Here is a 20,548-nt window from a genome sequence, read left to right as displayed (position 1 = left end):
TATGATAGACAAAAATTTTTTCACATATAAAATTTTAGAAAGGAAAAAAGAGAATATCCTGTTTGATTTTCCTGAATTGAATGCTTGTAAACATGATAACTTTTATTCTCTGAGTGAATATATTTATGACTCTCCAAGTAAATTTTATAATCGAGAAATATTTGAAATCACAGAAAATTTTCTAAATGACTTATTTCTTGATAAGAAGAGTGCCATATCTTTCTTCAAAATTTTAAATGATTTCTCTTTTGAATTTGACCATGCAATTAAAACGTTAACTTTAATTAATAGTAAAGATATTCATGAAGTTTTATTACCTGATAATGATGCAGAGTTAATGTATTTCATAAGTGAAAAAATTATTTATGAATATTTGAAACTTAATGATGTCATTTTGTTAGGACTATTGAAGCCAATCGCATATTATATTAGATTGAACAATAATAAAGGCACAGAAAAGCTTGATATATATAATTGTATTGAAACTTTAAAAAGCAATAAAGATTTTGAAATTCTTACTGAAAAATATAATAATACATTAAGAAATGCGATAGCCCATGGAGGTGTTACTTTTGAATCATCAAAGATTAAATTTAAGGATAAAAAAGATATTCAAGAATACCATTCCTCAAATTATATAAAGAAGTTTGATGAATTAGTTGATTGTGTCAATGCGATTGTCTTTGCTTATAAAAAAATACTATTTCAATACTTAGATGAATTAGAAAAGTATAAAATTTCGATTCCATCTTCTGTAATGGAAATTGAATTAAGATTTAAGGCTAATCATTACGCTTGGGAAATTTTGCATAGTTATGATAATATAATTTCTAATGGGAATCAATATAATATTTTAATTAAGACAAATTTAAATAGCAGAAAGTTCATGAACTTTTCAGCTGCTTATACAGCTATCACATTAGAAAAGTTACTGCCAAATAAATATAATAATGTGTTTTTTCAAATCAAAACCAAATATTCAATGCCGTGTTGGCAAAGTATTAGCTTGGAAAAATTAAGAGAACATTATAAGGGAAAAAATGTTACTATAACTGATGGAGCAATGTTTTTTGATGAAAAATTTTTTGGAGTTCGTAGGGATCATTTAAGAATAATAAAGAGCTTTTTTTTTCAAAACTTACCAGAGAAAGGTAGTAAATTCAAATTACGTTATATAAAACATCATTCTAAAAAGGACTATAATGTAATTGAGAATGCGAGTATTTTTATAGATGCTGAGCTTATTGAAGAAAATACTATTGAAGATTTTGTTAGAAAAAATACAGATAGAATAATTTCTCATGTCAAATCGCAAAAAAGAAAGAATTATTCATCAAATTTTAAGGAGCGTATACTGCCAAATAAATACTTAAGGATATTCATTTACAATAGGGATTTTAGGAAAAGAACTTTTTATTCAGGAATTAGAAATGAAGATTTTATTGGAATGTTATATGTAAATAATACAAGAACAATAAATGAAATAATTCCAATATTTGGAGTTCAAGAGCAAAAAAAATCTTGTTGGATAATTTGGAACAAAAAGACAGATGAAATCTACAATAAAATAAAGCTCTGAATTTTTGGCTACACTTTGAAGACTGTCTAGAGTTTGTCAACTTTGGCTTTTGCATCCACAAACTCCATTGGTCTTGATTTGAAATTTATAAAGCTGTTTTTAGAGTCAGTAATTAGAACGTTGATATAAAACATTTCGTTTTCACGTTTTTTCAATCCTCTCTTTATTTTATTTAAAATGCCTTGAACATCTTTAAATGTTGTTTCACTCTTACCAGATATCATATTTATATAATGTCTGATTAACTCTTTTGCGTAGTGATTTTTGAATATATCCTCCTTTGTGTTTTCTTGATATAATAAAGAGTAAAATTTTGCTATCATTTTAATACCTCTTTCATTGTCATAATTTATGTAATATTCTTGTTTTATTGAATCACCAAGATTATTTTTCACAAAATCATAAAAAATTTCCAAAGCTTCAGGTTGATTATATTTAAAAAGAATCCCCAACGCATTAAACATGAACGTTTCTTCCTTTGAAAGTAAATATTTATTTGCTGTTGAAAGTGCAAATTCCTGTGCAAGATTGTTTTTAATTATTATTCCTATAGATTCCCAACATAAAAACGAATTAATGTCCTCACAGCACTTAATTAAAAATTCAACGTCTTTAGTTATACTAAAGAATTTTTGTAAGCTTTCATTTTGAAAACATAAATTTGAGTCATTAATAAAATGATATTTTATTTTTTCAAAAGATTCTGTTAGGTTATTATCTATAGCATATAATATATGATTTCTGAGAGCAGTAGAATGTAGGTTGTAGTTATTGATGTTGTTGGTTATTAGCTCGTCAAAGGTGGCTTTGTTGCTGATTTTTCCCTTGTTAAAATCAAATTCACTATTTTGATTATTAAAAGATTCAAAATCACAATATCTTAATGTTTCGGTATAAAATGTTTGAGGTAGTTGAATATCCAATTTTTTTTGAAAGAAGAAAATATTCTTGCAAACATAATAATCTCTAAAAACTGAATATTCTCTATTGCTTTTGCTAATAATTAATCTATTATAATCAATTTTTTCAACAGAATTTAAGCACCATTCAGAGATGGTGTTTTTATTTTCAACAGCAATGTTGAAATCAAAATTCGATTTGAGATGTCTCTTCACTTCAGACATTATTATAAATTCATCTTTAATCAGATTGACTACATCTTCATAAGTTAACTTTCCATTATCCCTTACTAAATGAACTAGTAGAGTAGTGGCTGAATTAGGCTCAGCAGAATAGTCATTTTTTGAATACCAATCTGTTTGATATTTGCTTAATGTTTCCCAATCAATACTACCTAAGCTGATTTCATCGTAAATTTTCTTTAGCTCTGAACTTAGTAAACCTATATCAAAAAGGATGTCAAAATCGTGTTGCTTTTTTAGGTTTTTTGCCTTAGTATTTTTTTCGAGCTCCTCTTGCGTCAGATACTTTTCTTTAAAAATGTAACCTTCATTAGTCATTAATTTTTCGAACTGTATAGCAAGGTCTTTACTGTTTGTATTTCCAATAATATTTCGCATGATTTCCACGTCATTATCATCAGCTTTCTCATTTGTGAACTTATTGATAATGATACTGATATTCTCTTCAGATACTAATCTAGCAACTAAATATCTACTTTCATTAAACACTACATCATCAGTAATGAATTTTTCAATAGCTTTTGAATTTGAGTTGGTCAAGGATATCAAAGCAACTAATTCATGCTCTAGTGAATGCCAATCTTTTCTTTTTTTAATTGAATCAAGTATTTTATCAATAAATAGATGGTCAGACAAAGAAAATTGATTGCACTTTTCAAATAGTTGTGTTGCAAAGCTTTTATCAAGTGTTGAGCCGTAATTATTGTCATTTAAAAAGCACTTAACAATTTTTAGAAAATTATCAGAGGATTTTATTCTTAAAAGTATTTCTTCAATAACAAATGTGCTGTTTACCACATATTTCTCATTCTGTTCAGTTGTGTCAAATTTAAAAGCTCTTAAAAATTCTTTATAAATAAATTGAAAATAATTGTCAACATCACCATTCAGACTAGCTATAAGATATAATAAACTTTGATTAATTTGTTTATCCCTTTCATTTTTAAAGACCTCTAAAATTTCCTCCAAGAAATCAGAATGATTGTTATGTAAATTAAAACTTTGTATGCATGTTATTATGTTGGACTTAATTTTTAAGTCATTTTCTGGTTTACATGTAGAATCTAAATTATGGTCTTTTAATTTTGAGAGCAAAAGAGCTTTAATCTCATTTACTTTATGGTCAGGTAATGTCATGTTTGCTAATAAATCTAAAGCAGAAATAATTATCCTGAAATGATTTTTTTTGTTTTCAAACATTGAAAGTAAATACATGAAATTTTCTTCACAATCTCCAAATTTCCCTATTATATCTACACTGAAGCTACCACTGTGAGATATCCAAAATGTATTTTCAATGCAAGTTTTTTTAAAATAATTTTGAAGAACTCTTATTTTAACATCTGGAGACAGTCTATCTGAATCAGCAGTGAATAATAATTCTTCGTCATTTTCTTCTAACCATTTTACTAATTCCTCTCTTTTCTTATTGTCAAGAATATTAATTAGAAAAGTGATTGTGTTGAAGAGTGAAGGATGTGTCTTATTGATGAAAATATTATTTGAGTTAAATAGGTTTACTATAAACCTAGTGAAAAAGTTTCCTTTTTTAATATTGTCAGTGATGCTTATAAAATCAATAATGTTCTGGCATGATAACTCAGAAAGTTGCTTCGCAGCAAAATACTCTTGAATATTTCTATGTTCAAAATACCAAGTATTATTTGATATATCCTTTTCTATTAATGGATTTTTTAAATAAGCTTGAAGATTTTCACCTGTCAATTCTAATAATTCAGCCTCCTTTAATGAATTTATTTTCATTAATTCTGATATTAAAGAAGTTTTTTTTGAGAGCTTGAGTATTAATGGAGTATTTAAGTCCAATTTTACCAACTTTGTTTTGTTGTCAAACTCTAACCTTTTGGTTATATAATTTTCCCATAGTTCAGTCGAATTCTGAGGGAGATTGTTGTTTTTATTAATGAATTCAGCAAGTATGCCTATTAGAAATGGATTTTTTAAAAAATCATAATGTACTCTTTTAAAACTTAGACTTTCTAACCTGCTCGGGTTCTCTAATTGCTTAGATAATAAACCGAATGCTTCATCATGGGAAAGATTATTCAAATAGAATGCCTTAAATCCACTAATCGTTTTTATGATACTTTCATAAATGTTAGTTCTACAACTAAGAACGAATTTATATTTTTTTTGTTTTGAACTATTATTATCAATAAAAACTTCAAGCTTTGAAATGAAATCTTGAGGGTCTTTAATTTCATCAATGCCATCAAATATAATGTAACAACTTTGTAAATCAATGACTTCGGTAGGGAGGAAGTCTTCAATATTATGATTTTGTGTAAAATTCTTGAGATTTCTGAAAATAGGTGTAAATGAATTTTGCTCTCCAACTTTCCATTTTGATATTGCAAACTCTTTTAATTCTGTTGATTTGCCAAGACCTGGGTTGCCTAAAACTAAAACTTTGTCTTCAAATAATAAAACTTCGTCTAATGATTTTGGATTGATGCTTAGTCTTTTAAACAGACTATACTCCTCATTTTTACTCGTTAAATCAGCACTTATGTATCTATTTACATAGTTTTTATCTAATTCAATATCAGCAATAAAGTTTACTTTGTCATGTTCCGATAAAAATATTTTTTTAAAAGGCTTTCTAGAATAAATAATACTTTTAAATTTTTCAATTTCTTTAAGTTTATCAACTTCAAAATCTAATTCTAAGCCATATATTTCTTTGTAAAATTCTTCGTTAAGAGCGAACAATTCTTGAATCCCATTTGACTTATCAAGCTGATAGCTTTTAAAATTAAATTTCTCATTTAAAACTGGAGAAGATTTTTCAGAATTGTCTGCATTTTTAAAGTTTGTTTTTGGCAGTATAGATATAAATAAATCATTTTCACTTGGATGATAATTTTTCTCTAAATCCCATGCTTTTTTAAGAATATTTCCAATATCTAAATCAGTTGAATAATTTTTACATTCAATATAAATAGCTCTTTCAAAATTATTCATTACAACTATTAATTGTATGTCAAAACCATCTTGAGTTCCAGAGAACTGAATTCTATCTTTAGATACTATAAATCCAATTTCTTCAAATAACCAAACAAAATACTCTCTTGCAGCTTTTTCAAATTTAGCCCCTTTTTCTTGACTAGTCATAACTTAAATTTTAACAAATATACTAATACATTATATAAATAAACCCAACCCCTAGTTAAAGAGATTGGGTTCTTCTCAACACAAAACCAATGATAGCAAAAACGGCCTATTGAGCCGTTTTTCTTTCTATTAATACTTCCAAAGATATCCTCCAGAATGATTCCTCTCCCCTCTGCAACATTTTGCAATTCCAGATTTTGATATTGCAGTTTGCTCTGATGCTTTGGATACAGAGTTGAACTTTTCTAAAAAGTTTCCATCTAAATCAAATTGGTAGACTTCTTTTCTTCTATTGTCCGAACCAGGTATGAACGGTTCAACATAATCATAACTCCACAGGTAACCGTTTAAAGTATGGTTTACATTCCAACAAGCTTTACTAATTGCTTTTTTAGTAGCCTCAATGCTTTCTCCAGCACTTTTAAGGTCATCAAAAGTTGAATTCAATGAACCATCTAAATTATACTTATAAATAGTTTTCTTAAATCCTCCTCCTTTATCCGAGTTATAACCGTTTTCAAAGGAATCAAATTCCTCAATGTACTTTATTTCTTTTTGAGCCAATTCATCAGTTGAAGATGCTGTATCAATTTGTTCCCAAATAAATGCATCAGTACCATAAGTGTAAATTGCCTCTTGAAACTTACTCCCAGTTTGATTTTTAGCTTTTATGAGATGATCTTCAATACGCTCTTTTATTTCTCTTGTGGTAGAACCTACATAAATTTGATTGGTTTCTACATTTTTAGCTATATAAATAATTCCTCTTTCCATTCTATCTTTCTTTTAAATTTTATAAACTCGCTGTTGTATATACTTTGAATTTTAAAATAACTTCATCCATTATTTTTTTTACAGTATCAACATCACTTTGCTTGCAAAACAAAGCATCATATACATAACCAACATAAATTCCCTTTTTATTAATTTTATTTATACACTCTGTCACTATTTCAACTTCTTTTTTAAACATTCTTTTAGATGTAATTTTATAGGAGTCTTTACTTTTATACTTATCGTTTACAATATTGAACATCATGTCCGGCTCATTGGTCAAATAATAATTATATAATGCACTTTTCTTCATGTTCCTAACTCTTTTGTTGAAAAAAGACAAATGTTCTATTTTAACTCTTGAAACATCAATGCCACTTTCCAAAGCTATTTGTTGATGTGTAAGGAACTTTTTTGTTCCGCCATATAATGACATCGCTATATTGGGATGAAGCGCCTTAAAATCAACTTCTGCAATGTTTTCTCCATCAATTTTTATTAGTTTTCTAATCCAACTTGGCATAAGGTTGAAGCTATCAACTACTCTTCCTCCAGATCTGTCATTTCCAACTATAGGAATCATAAATCCCCTCTGAGTTAGATACTCATATTGTTTTAAATTGTCTTCAACAAAACTTCTTGCTTTATGGTTCGGATAATATTCTTTTTTTCGTTTGTTTAAAAAAGTAACTTGTTTGCCTTTCTTAGTTTTGTAATTGATTTTTATTAGTCTTTTTGCTTCTACAAACATTTCGTCCATACTAGGCAACTCTATTGATGGATAAAGATTAAGTAGGTTGTTTGCAATTGAATTCTCTTTTGCCTTTTTCAGTTTTGAATAAATATATTTTCTTCTTTTTTGAAGACAATTGTTATCAGTCAGATAGTAATTTATTGTGCCATATTCTGAAAAACTAGAATTAAGTTTAAAAACTTTAGAACTAACTCCTTGCTGATAAGTTTCCTTATCAAATACATTCTTTTTAACTTCAAAAACAGGATTGCTGTATTTCGAAGTATACGTTAGCACATTCAAAGCATGCTTGTACAGGAATGTATTATCTCGTCCTTTCTTTATTTGCTCATTTAATAAAGTAGAGGAAAGAGATTTCCATTTTTCATCAGAAAAAATTGTTGAAGTCAGATTTGAAGCTACGATTAAACATTTTTCAATAGCAACGTTTTTGTCCTTGTCTACTTTACGTAATAAACTTAGGGGTATTTCCCTTTCGAGATGTCTTTTGACTTTTTTTGGTACAACAATACAATTTACATCTGTTAAAAACTGCGGGTAAATGTCATAGAAGTACTTATCAAAATTTTCATCAGATGCGCTCGAATCCCTTACAAATACTGGTTTTTTTTCTCTATCACTATCCGTCTGCACTTCAGAAGTGTCAGTAACATAAGTAATAATAGATGGTTGATAGAGATAGATTGGATAATTAGAGTTGTTATCATCTTTTTCATTCTCTTCAGAATGACTAGCTTTTGGTATTAAATTACCATCATTTTCATTTTTAAAATTCATTTCATTTATAATTTAAAATTTGTTCAATTTCAAATCACAATAATGAGTATTACATTTTAACTAATTTAAAGAGCATAAAAAATACTCTTCAGTTAAATAACGTAAAGGAGAATAGCTTAAAATGGTTGTTTTTTGGTGTATTTGTTGTTGTTTTTTGCTTTTTTAGTAAAGCTAAAATCTACATTACTGCGATTTTATGCAAAGGTACGAACAAATTATTGACATTTCCTAATTTTTTTACAATTATTTTCATTAAAAATGATAAATAAATGATTATTCCGTAATATTTGAGGTTGAAAACCGCATTTTATCATTAAATATGTAAAATGCAGCTTTTAAAACTCCTTTTTTTAGCTAAAACGTTTTCAATTGTTTTTTGATGGAGGAGAAACAGTTTCAAAAGTTTGGATATACAAAAAAGCATAACTCATAAATAGCGATAATGCTATATAATAATGTCGAAGTGATAGTAATGATAGGCACTACCCTTGATTATAAAAATTGTTTTTAATTCCATTGTTACTTTTACTTCATCTACCCAAACAATCTCGCCCTTTCTCAGTTCACCGACTGGATTTAACACTCTTACTTTGAAAGGGCATAAGATTCTTTTTAATAAATTATTGAAAGTAACAACGTAAATAACCTTTGGCGAGCAGTATTTTAGTATCTCTGCCAGTTGATTTTTGTTCATTTTACTTGTTTAATTTCACATTCTTGTATTTATATTTTTAAATGGTATCATGCCGAAAATGCTATAATATTATAATGAGAGAAACCAGTTGGGTTGTTCATTTTGCAGCGAATAGACTAGGTAATTGATGAACTCGTATGCATTGACATTTCGCTCTAAATTGTTATCAATGTAGCTGCTTTTGTTAGCTTCAGTGAACAAATTGTATAAGTTCCAAAGTGAAATATTCTTGTCCTTATCTCTTGAAAAATTTGGGCAAGTGAAATAATCTTTAACTACCGAATTAATCTGTCCGTCATTCAGCAGGAATTGTTGCTTTGATTTTTGTTCTTCTCTATCCAAATGTTGGTACATTCTAATTTTACCGACCAAATGAGCAAATTGTTCTTCATTAAGTAAAAACTTTGACATCCGTTCCATCATTCCCAGATGCTTGATACGGTCATAATTGCTGAACAAGTTGGTCATGTCAGTTTGCAATTCATTTATAGATGAAATTCTGACTTCATTGGAAAAGCCATCTGTTGATATGCACAGATTAGTGCACACCTTATTCTGATAACCTATAAAGATTTTGAATTTTTCAACAGATTTCTTGCTGTACAAGTTCTCTTGACTATAACTGCGCACCCCTCCGACTGATAATGTCAATGTATTTCCATTTACAACTTCTTTGGCCTGATGCAATTCGATTAGGAATGCACATCGCTCATAATAGATTGTCTTTTCTCCTTCCAGAAGATCTTTAGCAGGTTTTCCAATAGCACTTGGTATTCTACCCTTGATTTCATGAGAAACTCTAATCTCGGGCTCCTTAGGGCTAAAATCCGGGAATAACTCTTTTACAACCTCGTATGCTTTGGATATAAATTGAAAATGCGAGATTGTGCTTTCGTTATCCTTTGAAAATACTGGTATAATACAATCATTTTTTAAATGATTCAGGTCAACCTTTATGGTATTAGCTTCAATAAAACTGCTCGAAGCTTTTTGAATCACATCTGTTTCATCAACAATTTGATTATTGATACTACTGCTTACTACTATTGTTTCCATCTTCTACTAAATGATTTGGTTCGATTACTTGTTCGTTTGAAATTAGCTGATTGTTTACTCCATCTAATTGTTCTTTTCTTTCCACTATCAGTGGATGAATTTTATTTTGCACACTTGGGTATTTGGCATAAAGTGTTTTGAGACTTTCAATAGTTTGACATTGTAGAATTTCTGCTTTAATGTTGTCAACTGAAACACCTTTGTTACACCATTCCATCAGTTTCTTACCAGTTGCTGAATTAATTACAAACTCTGGCTTATTCATAAAAAGCCCCGTACGGTCTTTGCTAGCTTTTACTAGATGGTTTTCATTGATCAACTCAAAATTGCTGGTGAGTTCATATTCAAAGCCTTCTCTAGTTATTTCTTTTGTTCCATGTTTGACAACTTTGGATTTGCCGTTCATATCAGCATCCATCGAGTAATCCACTTTTCGTCGTACTGTTGTGATGATGTGGGCACTTGAATGTAGAATTTTATCAATAAATGCCTGATGTCTTGGTGAAATTTTTGACCAATCCTGAAACTTGCCACCAAGCTGCTCATGTAGTTCTAAACAACCACCTTTACCATTCCACTCATGAGTGATGCTATCAATAATAATTACTTCCATTCCTGATTTTTCACAAGTCTCAATAGCTTGGATATATCTTTCCGGATTGTATGGCTCTTCCAACGTCAATGCATTATAATCTCCTAAATGTGAATACAAGCTTGCACTACCATTTTCTGTGTCTATAATGGCGATTTTAGTCCAATCATTGGTAATTCCATAGGCTAGTAATAAAGCTGAATAAGTTTTACCAAATCCGCTTGCTCCGGACAAACCTAACCTAAGTTTGACCTGATGTCTTTGAGCTATTTGTAGCTTCATAATTTTTATATTTAGTATTAGTTAAAAAATTAGAAAACATATGTTTTTTTGTAATAAAAAAAGAAACTCCATTTCTGAAGTTCCTTATCAATGTTTCCAAGTGTCGAATTAGCTTACCAATTCAAGTGGTATCACATTTTCTTGTATAATGTCGTCTTCTTCACTCACAAACTCATATCTATGAGTTAATACAACGACCTCACCAGTTTCTGCAATGGTGTACTCATACGGGGCTGTTGCAACTTTCTTTACAACTCCATTAACCTTTTCTCCAATTAATCCGGAACAAACCTGTTCATCAAATGTTGTTGGAACTGTTACTGTTCTTGCTGTGAAATAAGTTTTCCCAGTTTGCTGACTTTTTACAGCTTCTAAACCACCTTGCACAATTAGGCAGTAGAATTTTTCTCCATTCTCTTTTTCGAATGTTTTGTAACCTATGATTTTTGCCATAGTTTTTAAATTTTATAGATTAGACATAACGGAAAACCCGCAGAACTTGAAACAAGTGGGTTGAAACAACAACTTCTTACTTCATGTAGTGCGGGGTTATCCCAAGATCGTATTAAGGTCCGGGGGTGATGTTGGTTTAGTTCATGCTTACTTTTCGAAAAAAGTTTTCAAAAAAAATTAAAAAAAATTTTTAGAAGATATCAACTATCTAATTAGATAAAGAAAAGCCGTTAGAACCATAAATGAGAGAAAAACTGATAAACAGCCTGATTTTCCATTACTATTATTAGAAAGCCTTTTTTTAAGAAAGTCCATTGCGACTTTTTGATGATCTGGATTGCTATTATGTTCGATCATGGTTTCATAAATTAACTCATTCCACTGCTCTACTGATAAATCATTGCTTATTAATCTACTGTTAGTAGACGCGTGAGTTGTAAAACCTGTTAGAGTAGATAAAGTAACGGTAACATTACTATTACCTATTGCGTTTAGCTCTATTTGAACATCTCCTATTTTACTGTTATATGCTACTAGTGACATCAAATATTTTATTTTCAATTTATCACTTGAAATCATCCTTGTATCAGTACCTTGTTTCATGCTTTCCATAGCTTCAACAAAATTCGGGTATTTGCTTTGCAGTTTATCCATAATTACTCCCCAAATAAATTTAAAATCTCTACATCAGTTTCATAATATTTTTCATCTTCTTCTGATGGAACAGTAAAATATAAACTATTCTTAATATTTGATGCAGTAAAAGGTTGATATTCTCCCTGCATATAATTTCCACGATCCCTATAAATATTAAATCTTATTTTATTTATTCTCGAATTTTTCATTTTTTCAATTTCTGGCATTGTCAGGTTATAAAGTTTTGTACTTGTATTGTCGACATAGTCTTTTAATCCTTTATCAATGCATTTTATCATACTTCCGTCATCTAGAATAATAGTTAAGTTTCCTTTGATGTAATCATCTTTAAAAGGAACAACAATTGACAAGATTAAGTAACCTCCGTTATCGTGTTTAGCTATTGTAATTTCTGGGTTAGTTGTCCAATAAGAAGCATTTAAACTGAACCTCCAAGTACTTGTAGCTTCAAACTTTTGACTGCCTTTGTAAATGTAATTCTGAGCACTTGTATTAATGTAAAACAATATCCCAAGTATTGTAATTGTTAATTTTTTTTTCATTTTATTTTAAATTTTACAAAGTGATTAATTAATGAAATTGTCCAAAATATTGCTGTAATATAAAGAATCACAATAATCTCTGAATCTTCCAATAAAGCTAGTAAAGAGCAATTAAGCCTATCTTGACAATGACAGACTAAATCACCAAACACAGTTCGCCAACACGAATTATATTCTGATCGTGATATTTCTAAAAGATTTAAAATAAAAACAGTCAATACAGCTAAAATAAAACTGATGAATAAATTTAAAAATATCTTTTTGTTGATTATTAGCTCCAACTTTTTTCCCATAGTAGTATTATTTTAAAAGGTTAAAACATTTTAATTCGTTTATATAAATATTTTTGTTCTCTGTTACGGTGGCACCATACATTTTACTTTCCAAGTAAAAGAATATACTTTTTAGTTGGTGTTTTTTTAGTTCTTCAAAACTAGCCTTGTCAATTTCATACAATCCAATCGCAACTTTTCTGCCATTCATATCAACTTGTTCACTTTTGACCAGTTTAAGTTCTATACCTCTCTTGCCAGTTGTCTGAATGGTTAATTTGCCTATAATATTTTTAGGGGGTATTGTTTTAAATAGAACAGAAATGTTGACCATATACATTCCTGAGGTTTCATTCTTGTAGATTGCAGTTCCAACTTCATATTGGGTTTGCCTGATAACTGGTTTTGGATTAAAATAAGTTATTGTATTTCCATCAGGTCTTTTGACAGTTTTAGTCTCGCATTGAGCGGATATATTGATACTTACTAAAGCAGCGATAATGATAATTATATTTTTCATGTTTTTGATTATTTAGATTTAAAAAAATATTTGGTTTTAAGCAGATTCAAATATAAAAATTATAGGCAAATATGCCTATATATAAATATTATTATTCATCGAATTTTATTTCGTGAATAAAGAAGATAAAAAAGAACTACTGGTAAAATTTGGAGGTAACCTAAGAAAGCTAAGGCTAGAAAAAGGATTTACCCAAGAACAACTCGCTAATGAATTAGGAGTTGAAGTTTCTCAGATAAGTAGAATTGAAAGAGGTGTTATCAATACATCGGTCATAATGCTATATAGCATTTCACATATTTTAAATATTCCTGTAGCTACTTTTTTTGACCTCGATTGATAAAATATAAAAAAGGAGCGCACTATGCACTCCTTTTTATTAATCATTTTTGAATGTGATTTGATTTACAAATTGTTAAGTGATTGAAAATGGTTTATCACTAACTTTGGAACATTACATACGACTGATAAAAATTGCAAAAACTATAAAACTTATAGGAGTAAAAATCAGATATAAAAATCCAATAATTCGGATTAGTTTAATCCTATCTTTATATTCAGTATCATATTTTCCTATTATCCAAACATAATACTCTTTCTCAATAAAATGCCTTTTTAAAATAAAATACCATATAAAAAATATTGAACCAAAAAATATTTTAATATAATTATCATAAGGAAGAAAAAATCCTTTAGCAAAACTAAATCTTAATACAATTGCAAAAAACAAAATTGTATTTGTTGATAACATTACAGATAAAATATTACAGGCAATGATGTGATCAATATCCTCTTTTCTCTTAATCACTGTTGATAGTTTATAAAGAGCGTAATACAAAAAAGATAATATTCTCATTGTCCTATAATGTTTTGTTCTAATGTTTTACCATTATAAATATAAGATCCTAATTCAAGCGCTCCATAAATTAGAGCTGCTGTAGCTACAATAGGAGCCGCCGCAGTCCCTGCTGCTATGGAACCTGCTAAAACTAATGCTGTATTTATTCCAAAACCTGCCGTTTCAGCCGTAGTAACAGTTTGACCTGTTAAAAGTTTAGAACCTATTACTAAAGCTGACAAACCATACCCCGCCAAGCCCGCTCGATTACCCCAAGCTCCTAAAGTATTAGTAAATGCTTTAAGTCTAGGTGCTGCTACTTGTGTTCCTATTCCAAATGCTTCTCCTACACTTGATGCTAAATTAAACTGTCTTAAATGATTAACTCCTAATTGGCTTGCACCCCAAAAAACTGTTGTTGCATTTGTAAGTTGCCCTATACCATCAGCATAATCATAACCGTGAAAATAATTTATAACCACTGCCTCTCGCAAAGGTATAGCATCAGCAGTAAAAACGAACCCATCAAATCCAATAAAAATAGTAGACATCGGATTACCAGATCCGGGTGTCACTCCTTGAAGAACTTGATACTGCTCGAATGTGCTACCATTATTAACCCAATTTGTCTCCTGATTCGATTCGCTGTTTGCCCACATAGCATCAAGCCAAGGGATGCCACTATTCAAATGTTCAACATTCAACCCGCTTGGATCTGCCCAATAATTAGGATTATTATTCCCAAAATGATAAGGCGTCATTTCCATCGAATTCTCTGCCAATAAATCAATACTGCTAAACCTTCCGGTAGCATTATCATATTCACGAAAATCCATGGCAGTGGTTTTTAAACTAAACTCATCCTGCCTTTCTTGACCATTAAATTTATACTTATACGGAATAGCTACACCCTTGCTAATTGTTACCTCACCCGACTGCACTGCTTCATAATATTCTTTATCCCAGTTATAATTGGTGTGCTCAAGCCCAAATGGATAATAATTTGTTTCTTCTAATACCTTAACATTGGTTGCATTTCGTGTGTAAAGAAGCCTTACATTCCCTAAATGATCTTTATAGGTGTAAATATAATTATAATTGTTTACACCACCCGCTACCGTGTTGTTTACATATCCCTCGGATGTGGCAATAAACTGCAATCTTACAGCAGCCGTAGCATTAAGTTTATTGTATTGAAATCCCCCCAGATAATCAGTAACAGTTGTAGTTGTGCCATTTTTCATAACTTTCTGTACCCGATTGCCATCTGCTGTATAAAGAAAATTAATTTTTCTAATAGAACTTCCACTAAATACTATTTCTAGTGGCTGGTTTAAATGGTTATATTTTATGCTGACTATTCCCTTATTTTGGTCGCCTGTCAAATTACCATTTGCATCATAACTATAGTCATTTTCAGCATCATTGGTACCATTACTGTCATCGTCAAAACCTCTAATAAAATTAGTAGCATCGGTTACTTTCATTAAACGATTAGTGCCATTAGAAAGGTCGTAGCTATAGGTTAAATCATCAATTTGCATAGTTTGAGTTGGACTAGGGTCGTCATACTCACCATTACGTTGCAAGAACATGATATTTCCATTTTTGTCATATTTGACACTTTCGTTATAACTATTCGTAACTTCATTTGCACTACCAGGTTTCTGATAAATCGCATTTTTCAATCTATTCAAATGGTCATATTCATAGCCATACTTACGTTCAATTTCATCATTTGAAGTTCGCCAGTATGTCTCGCTAATATTACCATTATATTGGGGTGTACCTGTATAATTGAACGCATTTTCAACCTGATTGTAATTAATTTTGAACGCAAATACATCATTGCGTGGCGAATCTATTAAATCATTTACTTTGTTTATTTCGGTAAGCCATCCTCTAATGTTATAGCTATAATCTACCTTTTGCAGTGGATCACTCAAAGTGTGCCCCACTTTCTTTGAAATCAATCTTCCCAGTTCATTATAGCTATTTTGCGTCAATACTTCCGGTGTATCTGCAAGACCTATTTGATGGGTATGTGTCAGTAAACGATCTTGTGAGCTATAGGTAAACACTTCCTTAATATAAATTTCAGTCGGATCGTTATTTAGGCGTTTGTGTTTGGTTTCAGCAAAAAGTACTTTTCCGGCAAAATCAATCTTACTATCTAATTGAGTATAACCTCCCAAAAAATTCTCTACTCTTACTCTTACCGGACGTGCCTTTTTATCATATAACACATGCGACAACTCCCCTTTTACAGGTGTAGCGTTAACAGCTTCTAAATAGCGCTTCCAACTTCCTGTTAGAAGTCCAGTTGGCTTTAATGTAGTATTATTGTAATAAACTATTTGACTATTATCGTTTAGGATGGTAGAAAAGTTTGTTGGTGCGCCAGTAAAAGAATAATTATCATAGTAATCAACTGTTAAAACATGATAATCTGTTGGGAATGCATTATTACTATACCTAAAAGCAACATTATTAACGGTTGTATCTTGATTCGACTTATTTTCGCTTAAAGAAGTTGAAGTATTGGTGTAACTGTTTTGCAAGTTCCTTCTGCCAGAACTAGTTGTTGTACCAGTATGCCAAGCTGATATAATTTTGCGGTTTAATCCATCATATTTTGCAATAAACCATCCATAACTATTGGCAGGTGCATCGGTAAAGGGCGAAAGCGTTGGGCCTACTGCTACAACTCGGTTAATTTTGTCATAAACAATAAATTCCCATTGTTTTCCGGGAACTTTTTTCTCAACTAATCTGTTTCTTTGATCATAACGGTATTGATAACACAATTCATCGATAACTTGTGTAGAAGTTGATCCATCAGCTTTTGGAGGCAATACATAAGTTAAATTACCATACTGGTCATATACCATATAAGTGTCATGAAATGTATTAATTTCTACCCCATTAACCACGGAAACGGCATAAACACGCTTTAAAACCAATCTGCCTTGTTTGTCTTTATACTCTTCAATTGTATTATTTAAACCATCACTAGATTTCCAGTTTTCATTTTTTAGTACAATTTTAACCAATTGATTCGCTGGATAAAAACCTGCGTCAGTGATAGAAATACCATAATAGCCTAGAGAAGCATAACTATTTTCATCCGCAGTTGCAGTTATTTTTTTTACATTATCACTAAGGGTATTGGTAAAATATTCATATCGTATGGTATGCTTATCAGGATTGTTTATTTGCCAATCCACGCCCGGTGCTGCTTGTTCTAAAACCCTATTAAGTGGTGAAGCCTCATATCTCACTTCGCTGTAAGGAAATTGTCCTGCATACTCAGGATAATTTAACAACTCTGTTTTAGCGTTAGGGTTATATAGTAAACTCGCTGCGCTATTTGCATAGGGTAAATACTCTTTTGTTTTTTTTCCAAAATTGTCATATTCTATGTGCGATACTATATCTTTTCCCGTGTTAGAGAGTTGATGACCAATTTCTTGAACTGGTCGCCCAAGTCCATCAAAAAATACTTTACTGATAACTGCATCTGTAATACTTGGTGTTACAAGTGGATTAGAGGTTTCGGATTTATAATGTAAATTACTGAATGCATTTAAGTCATTATCATCTGTCTTATCATAATAAATATTTTGGGTGATAATTTTATTATCACCACTCTTTATGAAAGACACTCTATTTTCTGTATTATACTCATAAACTACTTTTTCGTTTTTGGCATCGGTTATTGTACTGACTCCAATTAAAGGTTTATAAGTATAAGTAGTAATCATCGAATTGACTAAGTTCGTATTAGTGCGCAAATCATTAATAGCCGACAAATTAGTCTCATTCACATCTGCAACATTACCTACACCAAGAGCAGTAGCAACTTGGCTATTGGTTGCATTTTCAATTTTGGCAATTATTTGCGTTTTGTTGTAACCCCACAAATAGGTTACAAATGCGCCATTTTCATTACGCATTTCGAGTGGGTTACTAAATTCATCATAAGCCGTTATTCTAGATACATTTTCAAGTGGTTGAGTACCTTTTGAGGTTTGAATAATATTGGGTAAAAAAGAAACATTACCGATCCATGAATTAGAAAAATTAATTTTCTTTGTAAACAATAAATCGGTTCCTCTAAAAGTTTCTATTTTTTCAATCTCACCTATTCTATTTTGGGAGTGTATAGAATTACCAATATGATAACTATATTGTGTTTTAAGTGTTTCACCAAGACTATTAGTTATAGTGCTACTAGTTAATTTTCGTATTTGATCATTATATTCGTAGTTTTCTGTTACAGTATTGGGTATGATACTGTTCGAGAAATAACTTCGAGAAATTTTTTGAGTCAATTTTGCCCAACCCACTCTTTCATTTAAAGCGGGATTACTATAATTGATAAGAGGGGTAATCGTTTCAACGAACCCATAATTAAAATCCGTGTCGGTCAATAGATAATTTTGCTCAGTAAATATTTTTCTATTTATTAACAAACCACGTTTATAATCATAATATATTCCATCAAGACCAATTGGTGAGCCAGAAGTGACAATAGGATCAAGGGGAGAAGTAAAAGTTAATTGTTGTTTACCATTACCTATTTCTGCTATAGTAACATTTTTATATCCAACTGCTTCTCTTATGATTCTTGAATTGGCGAAGTCGTCATTAATTTCGGGAAGGGTTATAAAGCCACTACTTCTTGTCGGATTTTCAAAAAAGTTATAAGAATAGTTTAACTCTTTGGAAGGGAAAATTCCAGAGGCATTAAAAGTACTTTTGTTTTCAAAATAATTGACAATATTTTTATCAAAATAGGCTATTTTTTTTATTCTAATTCCGCCACCATAATAAATCCCTTCTGGAATTTCTTTCAATTCTTTTTTGCTTATTATTATTGTACCTTTTTTATTGATATTATTTCCTCCAGGTGCATTTAAAGTTATTGTATAAGTTTGCCCTTGACGCAAAAAATAGCTTTCTCCTAAGCAAAGATTTAGGGAGCTTGTATTTCCAAGTGTGGTATTTGCGCTAAATCCGTAACCACTTATAGTAAATTTTGGATGAAGAGTTGCTAAATTACCTTGATCATCATAGAAACCAGGAATTGAAAAAGGAATTGTTTCGGCGCTAATAAAATATTCAGCATTTTGATTTGGTGTCCCAGGAACAGTAAAAGTCAAGGTGTTTGATCCATCTCCTATAAACTCTTTCTGTGCTAAAGTACTTATAACTTGATTTTCTGGCTTTTCTTCTGTGTAAAAATTATGTGGAACTTGTAAAACCCAATTTCCGTTAGCATCTCGAGTATAATAGGAATATGTGTTTGATTCGTATTCAAAATTAACAGAACCACCGCTTGGTATTCTCATTTGATTTAAAATACCAGCTGTATAATATACTGAGTTAAAATTTTCTTCGTTATTTTGAAAAGGATATACGAAAAAGCATGTTGGTTTATATACCCTGTAACCCCATTCATCTGGTTGATAACTTCCGCTGGTTGGGAAATTATTGCTCTTGTAATTGAACTCATAATAAAACACCCCAGTAGTTCTTAAATCAACCCTTAATAAATTTTGTCCATCATAAATAAGTGTAGATTTTTGTATCAGTTCATTATTGAAATCTCTTAATTCAATTCTTTCAATCCTTAAATTTTCATTATATATTTTTGGTCCTGTAAAATTATATACATATGATATTTTTCCATGTCCATCAGCTACAATTTCATTTATTTTTTTATAACTATCAGTATAATTTGAATTTACTGTGCGTGTGTAAGCATCATAATTGTAAAGCAATAAATCTTTACCGTTATTATCAATAACCTTTGATAAATGATAAGCACTTTTATAACTGTAACTTGCTACATTATTTTCATCATAATAGGTTTGAGTGTCAACATCAGTAAATTGATATTGATAACCCTTATCATCATAAATAGTAAAAGTATTTACTACATAGGTGGTTGGATCATAGGTGAATGTTATAACTAGTTTCGAGTTTTTATTTGATAAAAGCTTAATATTTAAAATTCCTTGATCATCTTTCTCAAGATAGAATCTTCCTGAATTACCCATAAAATTAAATTGATATACATCATTTGATTCATTCTGTCCCAATGAGATTGCCATCTCATCTGGTTTTTCAAAAGTTGTTCTTGATATAGCACCACCATCAAATAAACTCCATCCAAGACCGCAATCACCTGCTGTTTCACCATAAATAACTACAGACGAAGGATGATAACCAAGGCTCAAATCAACAGATATGTCTTTACTTCGAGTGGGTAAAGTACAAATCGGAACAGTAACATTGGGTATTCCTGTATAATGATTTGCAGGTATATCTTCAAAACGCATTAATGATGAAATTGAAGATTCTCTTTTCCCTATTCTTTGTGAAGTAGGGTTCAAACCAAAATCTTGTGCAATTCCGAACAAACTTTGCAATATGATCAATATTATTAAACTGATTTTTTTCATAAATAACTATT

The 20,548-nt window shown here is 30.3% G+C and carries 14 protein-coding genes; 2 read left to right on the top strand and 12 right to left on the bottom strand.

Features of this window, described 5'->3' with window-relative positions; genetic code table 11:
* Position 1 precedes the first annotated feature (1 nt).
* A complete protein-coding gene (locus C8C84_RS05405) occupies positions 2 to 1,579 on the top strand; it encodes a hypothetical protein (protein ID WP_121312566.1) in 1,578 nt (525 codons plus the stop codon).
* 26 nt (positions 1,580 to 1,605) lie between these two features.
* On the opposite strand, the gene C8C84_RS05400 is transcribed toward C8C84_RS05405, so the two are convergent.
* From C8C84_RS05400 to C8C84_RS05350, 10 genes are all read right to left on the bottom strand, one after another.
* The gene (locus C8C84_RS05400) at positions 1,606 to 5,856 is read right to left on the bottom strand and encodes an NACHT domain-containing NTPase (protein WP_121312565.1); all 4,251 of its coding nucleotides are present in this window, start codon (positions 5,854 to 5,856) and stop codon (positions 1,606 to 1,608) included.
* A gap of 129 nt (positions 5,857 to 5,985) precedes the next feature.
* On the bottom strand, positions 5,986 to 6,630 hold the full coding sequence (locus C8C84_RS05395; protein ID WP_121312564.1) for an NUMOD1 domain-containing DNA-binding protein: 645 nt from the start codon (positions 6,628 to 6,630) through the stop codon (positions 5,986 to 5,988).
* Positions 6,631 to 6,649: 19 nt separating this feature from the next.
* Positions 6,650 to 8,161, bottom strand: coding sequence for a hypothetical protein (locus C8C84_RS05390; protein ID WP_121312563.1), 1,512 nt, complete (start codon positions 8,159 to 8,161; stop codon positions 6,650 to 6,652).
* A 445-nt stretch (positions 8,162 to 8,606) separates the two neighbouring features.
* Positions 8,607 to 8,855 (bottom strand): hypothetical protein, encoded by a 249-nt coding sequence (locus tag C8C84_RS05385; protein ID WP_199717097.1) that lies wholly within the window; start codon positions 8,853 to 8,855, stop codon positions 8,607 to 8,609.
* Positions 8,856 to 8,924: 69 nt separating this feature from the next.
* Positions 8,925 to 9,911 (bottom strand): DUF3871 family protein, encoded by a 987-nt coding sequence (locus C8C84_RS05380; protein WP_121312562.1) that lies wholly within the window; start codon positions 9,909 to 9,911, stop codon positions 8,925 to 8,927.
* Positions 9,886 to 10,785 (bottom strand): AAA family ATPase, encoded by a 900-nt coding sequence (locus C8C84_RS05375; RefSeq protein WP_121312561.1) that lies wholly within the window; start codon positions 10,783 to 10,785, stop codon positions 9,886 to 9,888. The genes C8C84_RS05380 and C8C84_RS05375 overlap by 26 nt, the downstream gene beginning before the upstream one ends.
* Before the next feature lie 108 nt (positions 10,786 to 10,893).
* Entirely contained in the window at positions 10,894 to 11,238 is a 345-nt protein-coding gene (locus C8C84_RS05370; protein WP_121312560.1) for a hypothetical protein, read from the bottom strand.
* Between the two features lie 204 nt (positions 11,239 to 11,442).
* Entirely contained in the window at positions 11,443 to 11,892 is a 450-nt protein-coding gene (locus C8C84_RS05365; protein ID WP_121312559.1) for a hypothetical protein, read from the bottom strand.
* Positions 11,893 to 11,894: 2 nt separating this feature from the next.
* Entirely contained in the window at positions 11,895 to 12,437 is a 543-nt protein-coding gene (locus C8C84_RS05360; RefSeq protein ID WP_121312558.1) for a hypothetical protein, read from the bottom strand.
* Between the two features lie 300 nt (positions 12,438 to 12,737).
* Positions 12,738 to 13,229: a hypothetical protein gene (locus C8C84_RS05350; protein WP_121312556.1), complete on the bottom strand. Its 492-nt coding sequence runs from the start codon at positions 13,227 to 13,229 to the stop codon at positions 12,738 to 12,740.
* 112 nt (positions 13,230 to 13,341) lie between these two features.
* Between C8C84_RS05350 and C8C84_RS05345 the strand changes: the two genes are divergently transcribed.
* A complete protein-coding gene (locus C8C84_RS05345) occupies positions 13,342 to 13,569 on the top strand; it encodes a helix-turn-helix domain-containing protein (RefSeq protein ID WP_158592547.1) in 228 nt (75 codons plus the stop codon).
* A gap of 114 nt (positions 13,570 to 13,683) precedes the next feature.
* Here the strand turns inward: C8C84_RS05345 and C8C84_RS05340 are convergent, their stop codons facing one another.
* On the bottom strand, positions 13,684 to 14,085 hold the full coding sequence (locus C8C84_RS05340; protein WP_121312554.1) for a hypothetical protein: 402 nt from the start codon (positions 14,083 to 14,085) through the stop codon (positions 13,684 to 13,686).
* Positions 14,082 to 20,537 carry a DUF6443 domain-containing protein gene (locus C8C84_RS05335; protein ID WP_121312553.1) on the bottom strand — a complete coding sequence of 2,152 codons (6,456 nt, stop codon included), beginning with the start codon at positions 20,535 to 20,537 and terminating at the stop codon, positions 14,082 to 14,084. Before C8C84_RS05335 ends, C8C84_RS05340 begins: the two co-directional genes overlap by 4 nt.
* Between the last annotated feature and the right edge of the window lie 11 nt (positions 20,538 to 20,548).

The organism is Flavobacterium sp. 102, assembly GCF_003634615.1.
GTDB lineage: Bacteria > Bacteroidota > Bacteroidia > Flavobacteriales > Flavobacteriaceae > Flavobacterium.
The sequence above is the reverse complement of the archived record's forward strand: the minus strand, read 5'-3'. Positions and strand labels throughout refer to the sequence as shown.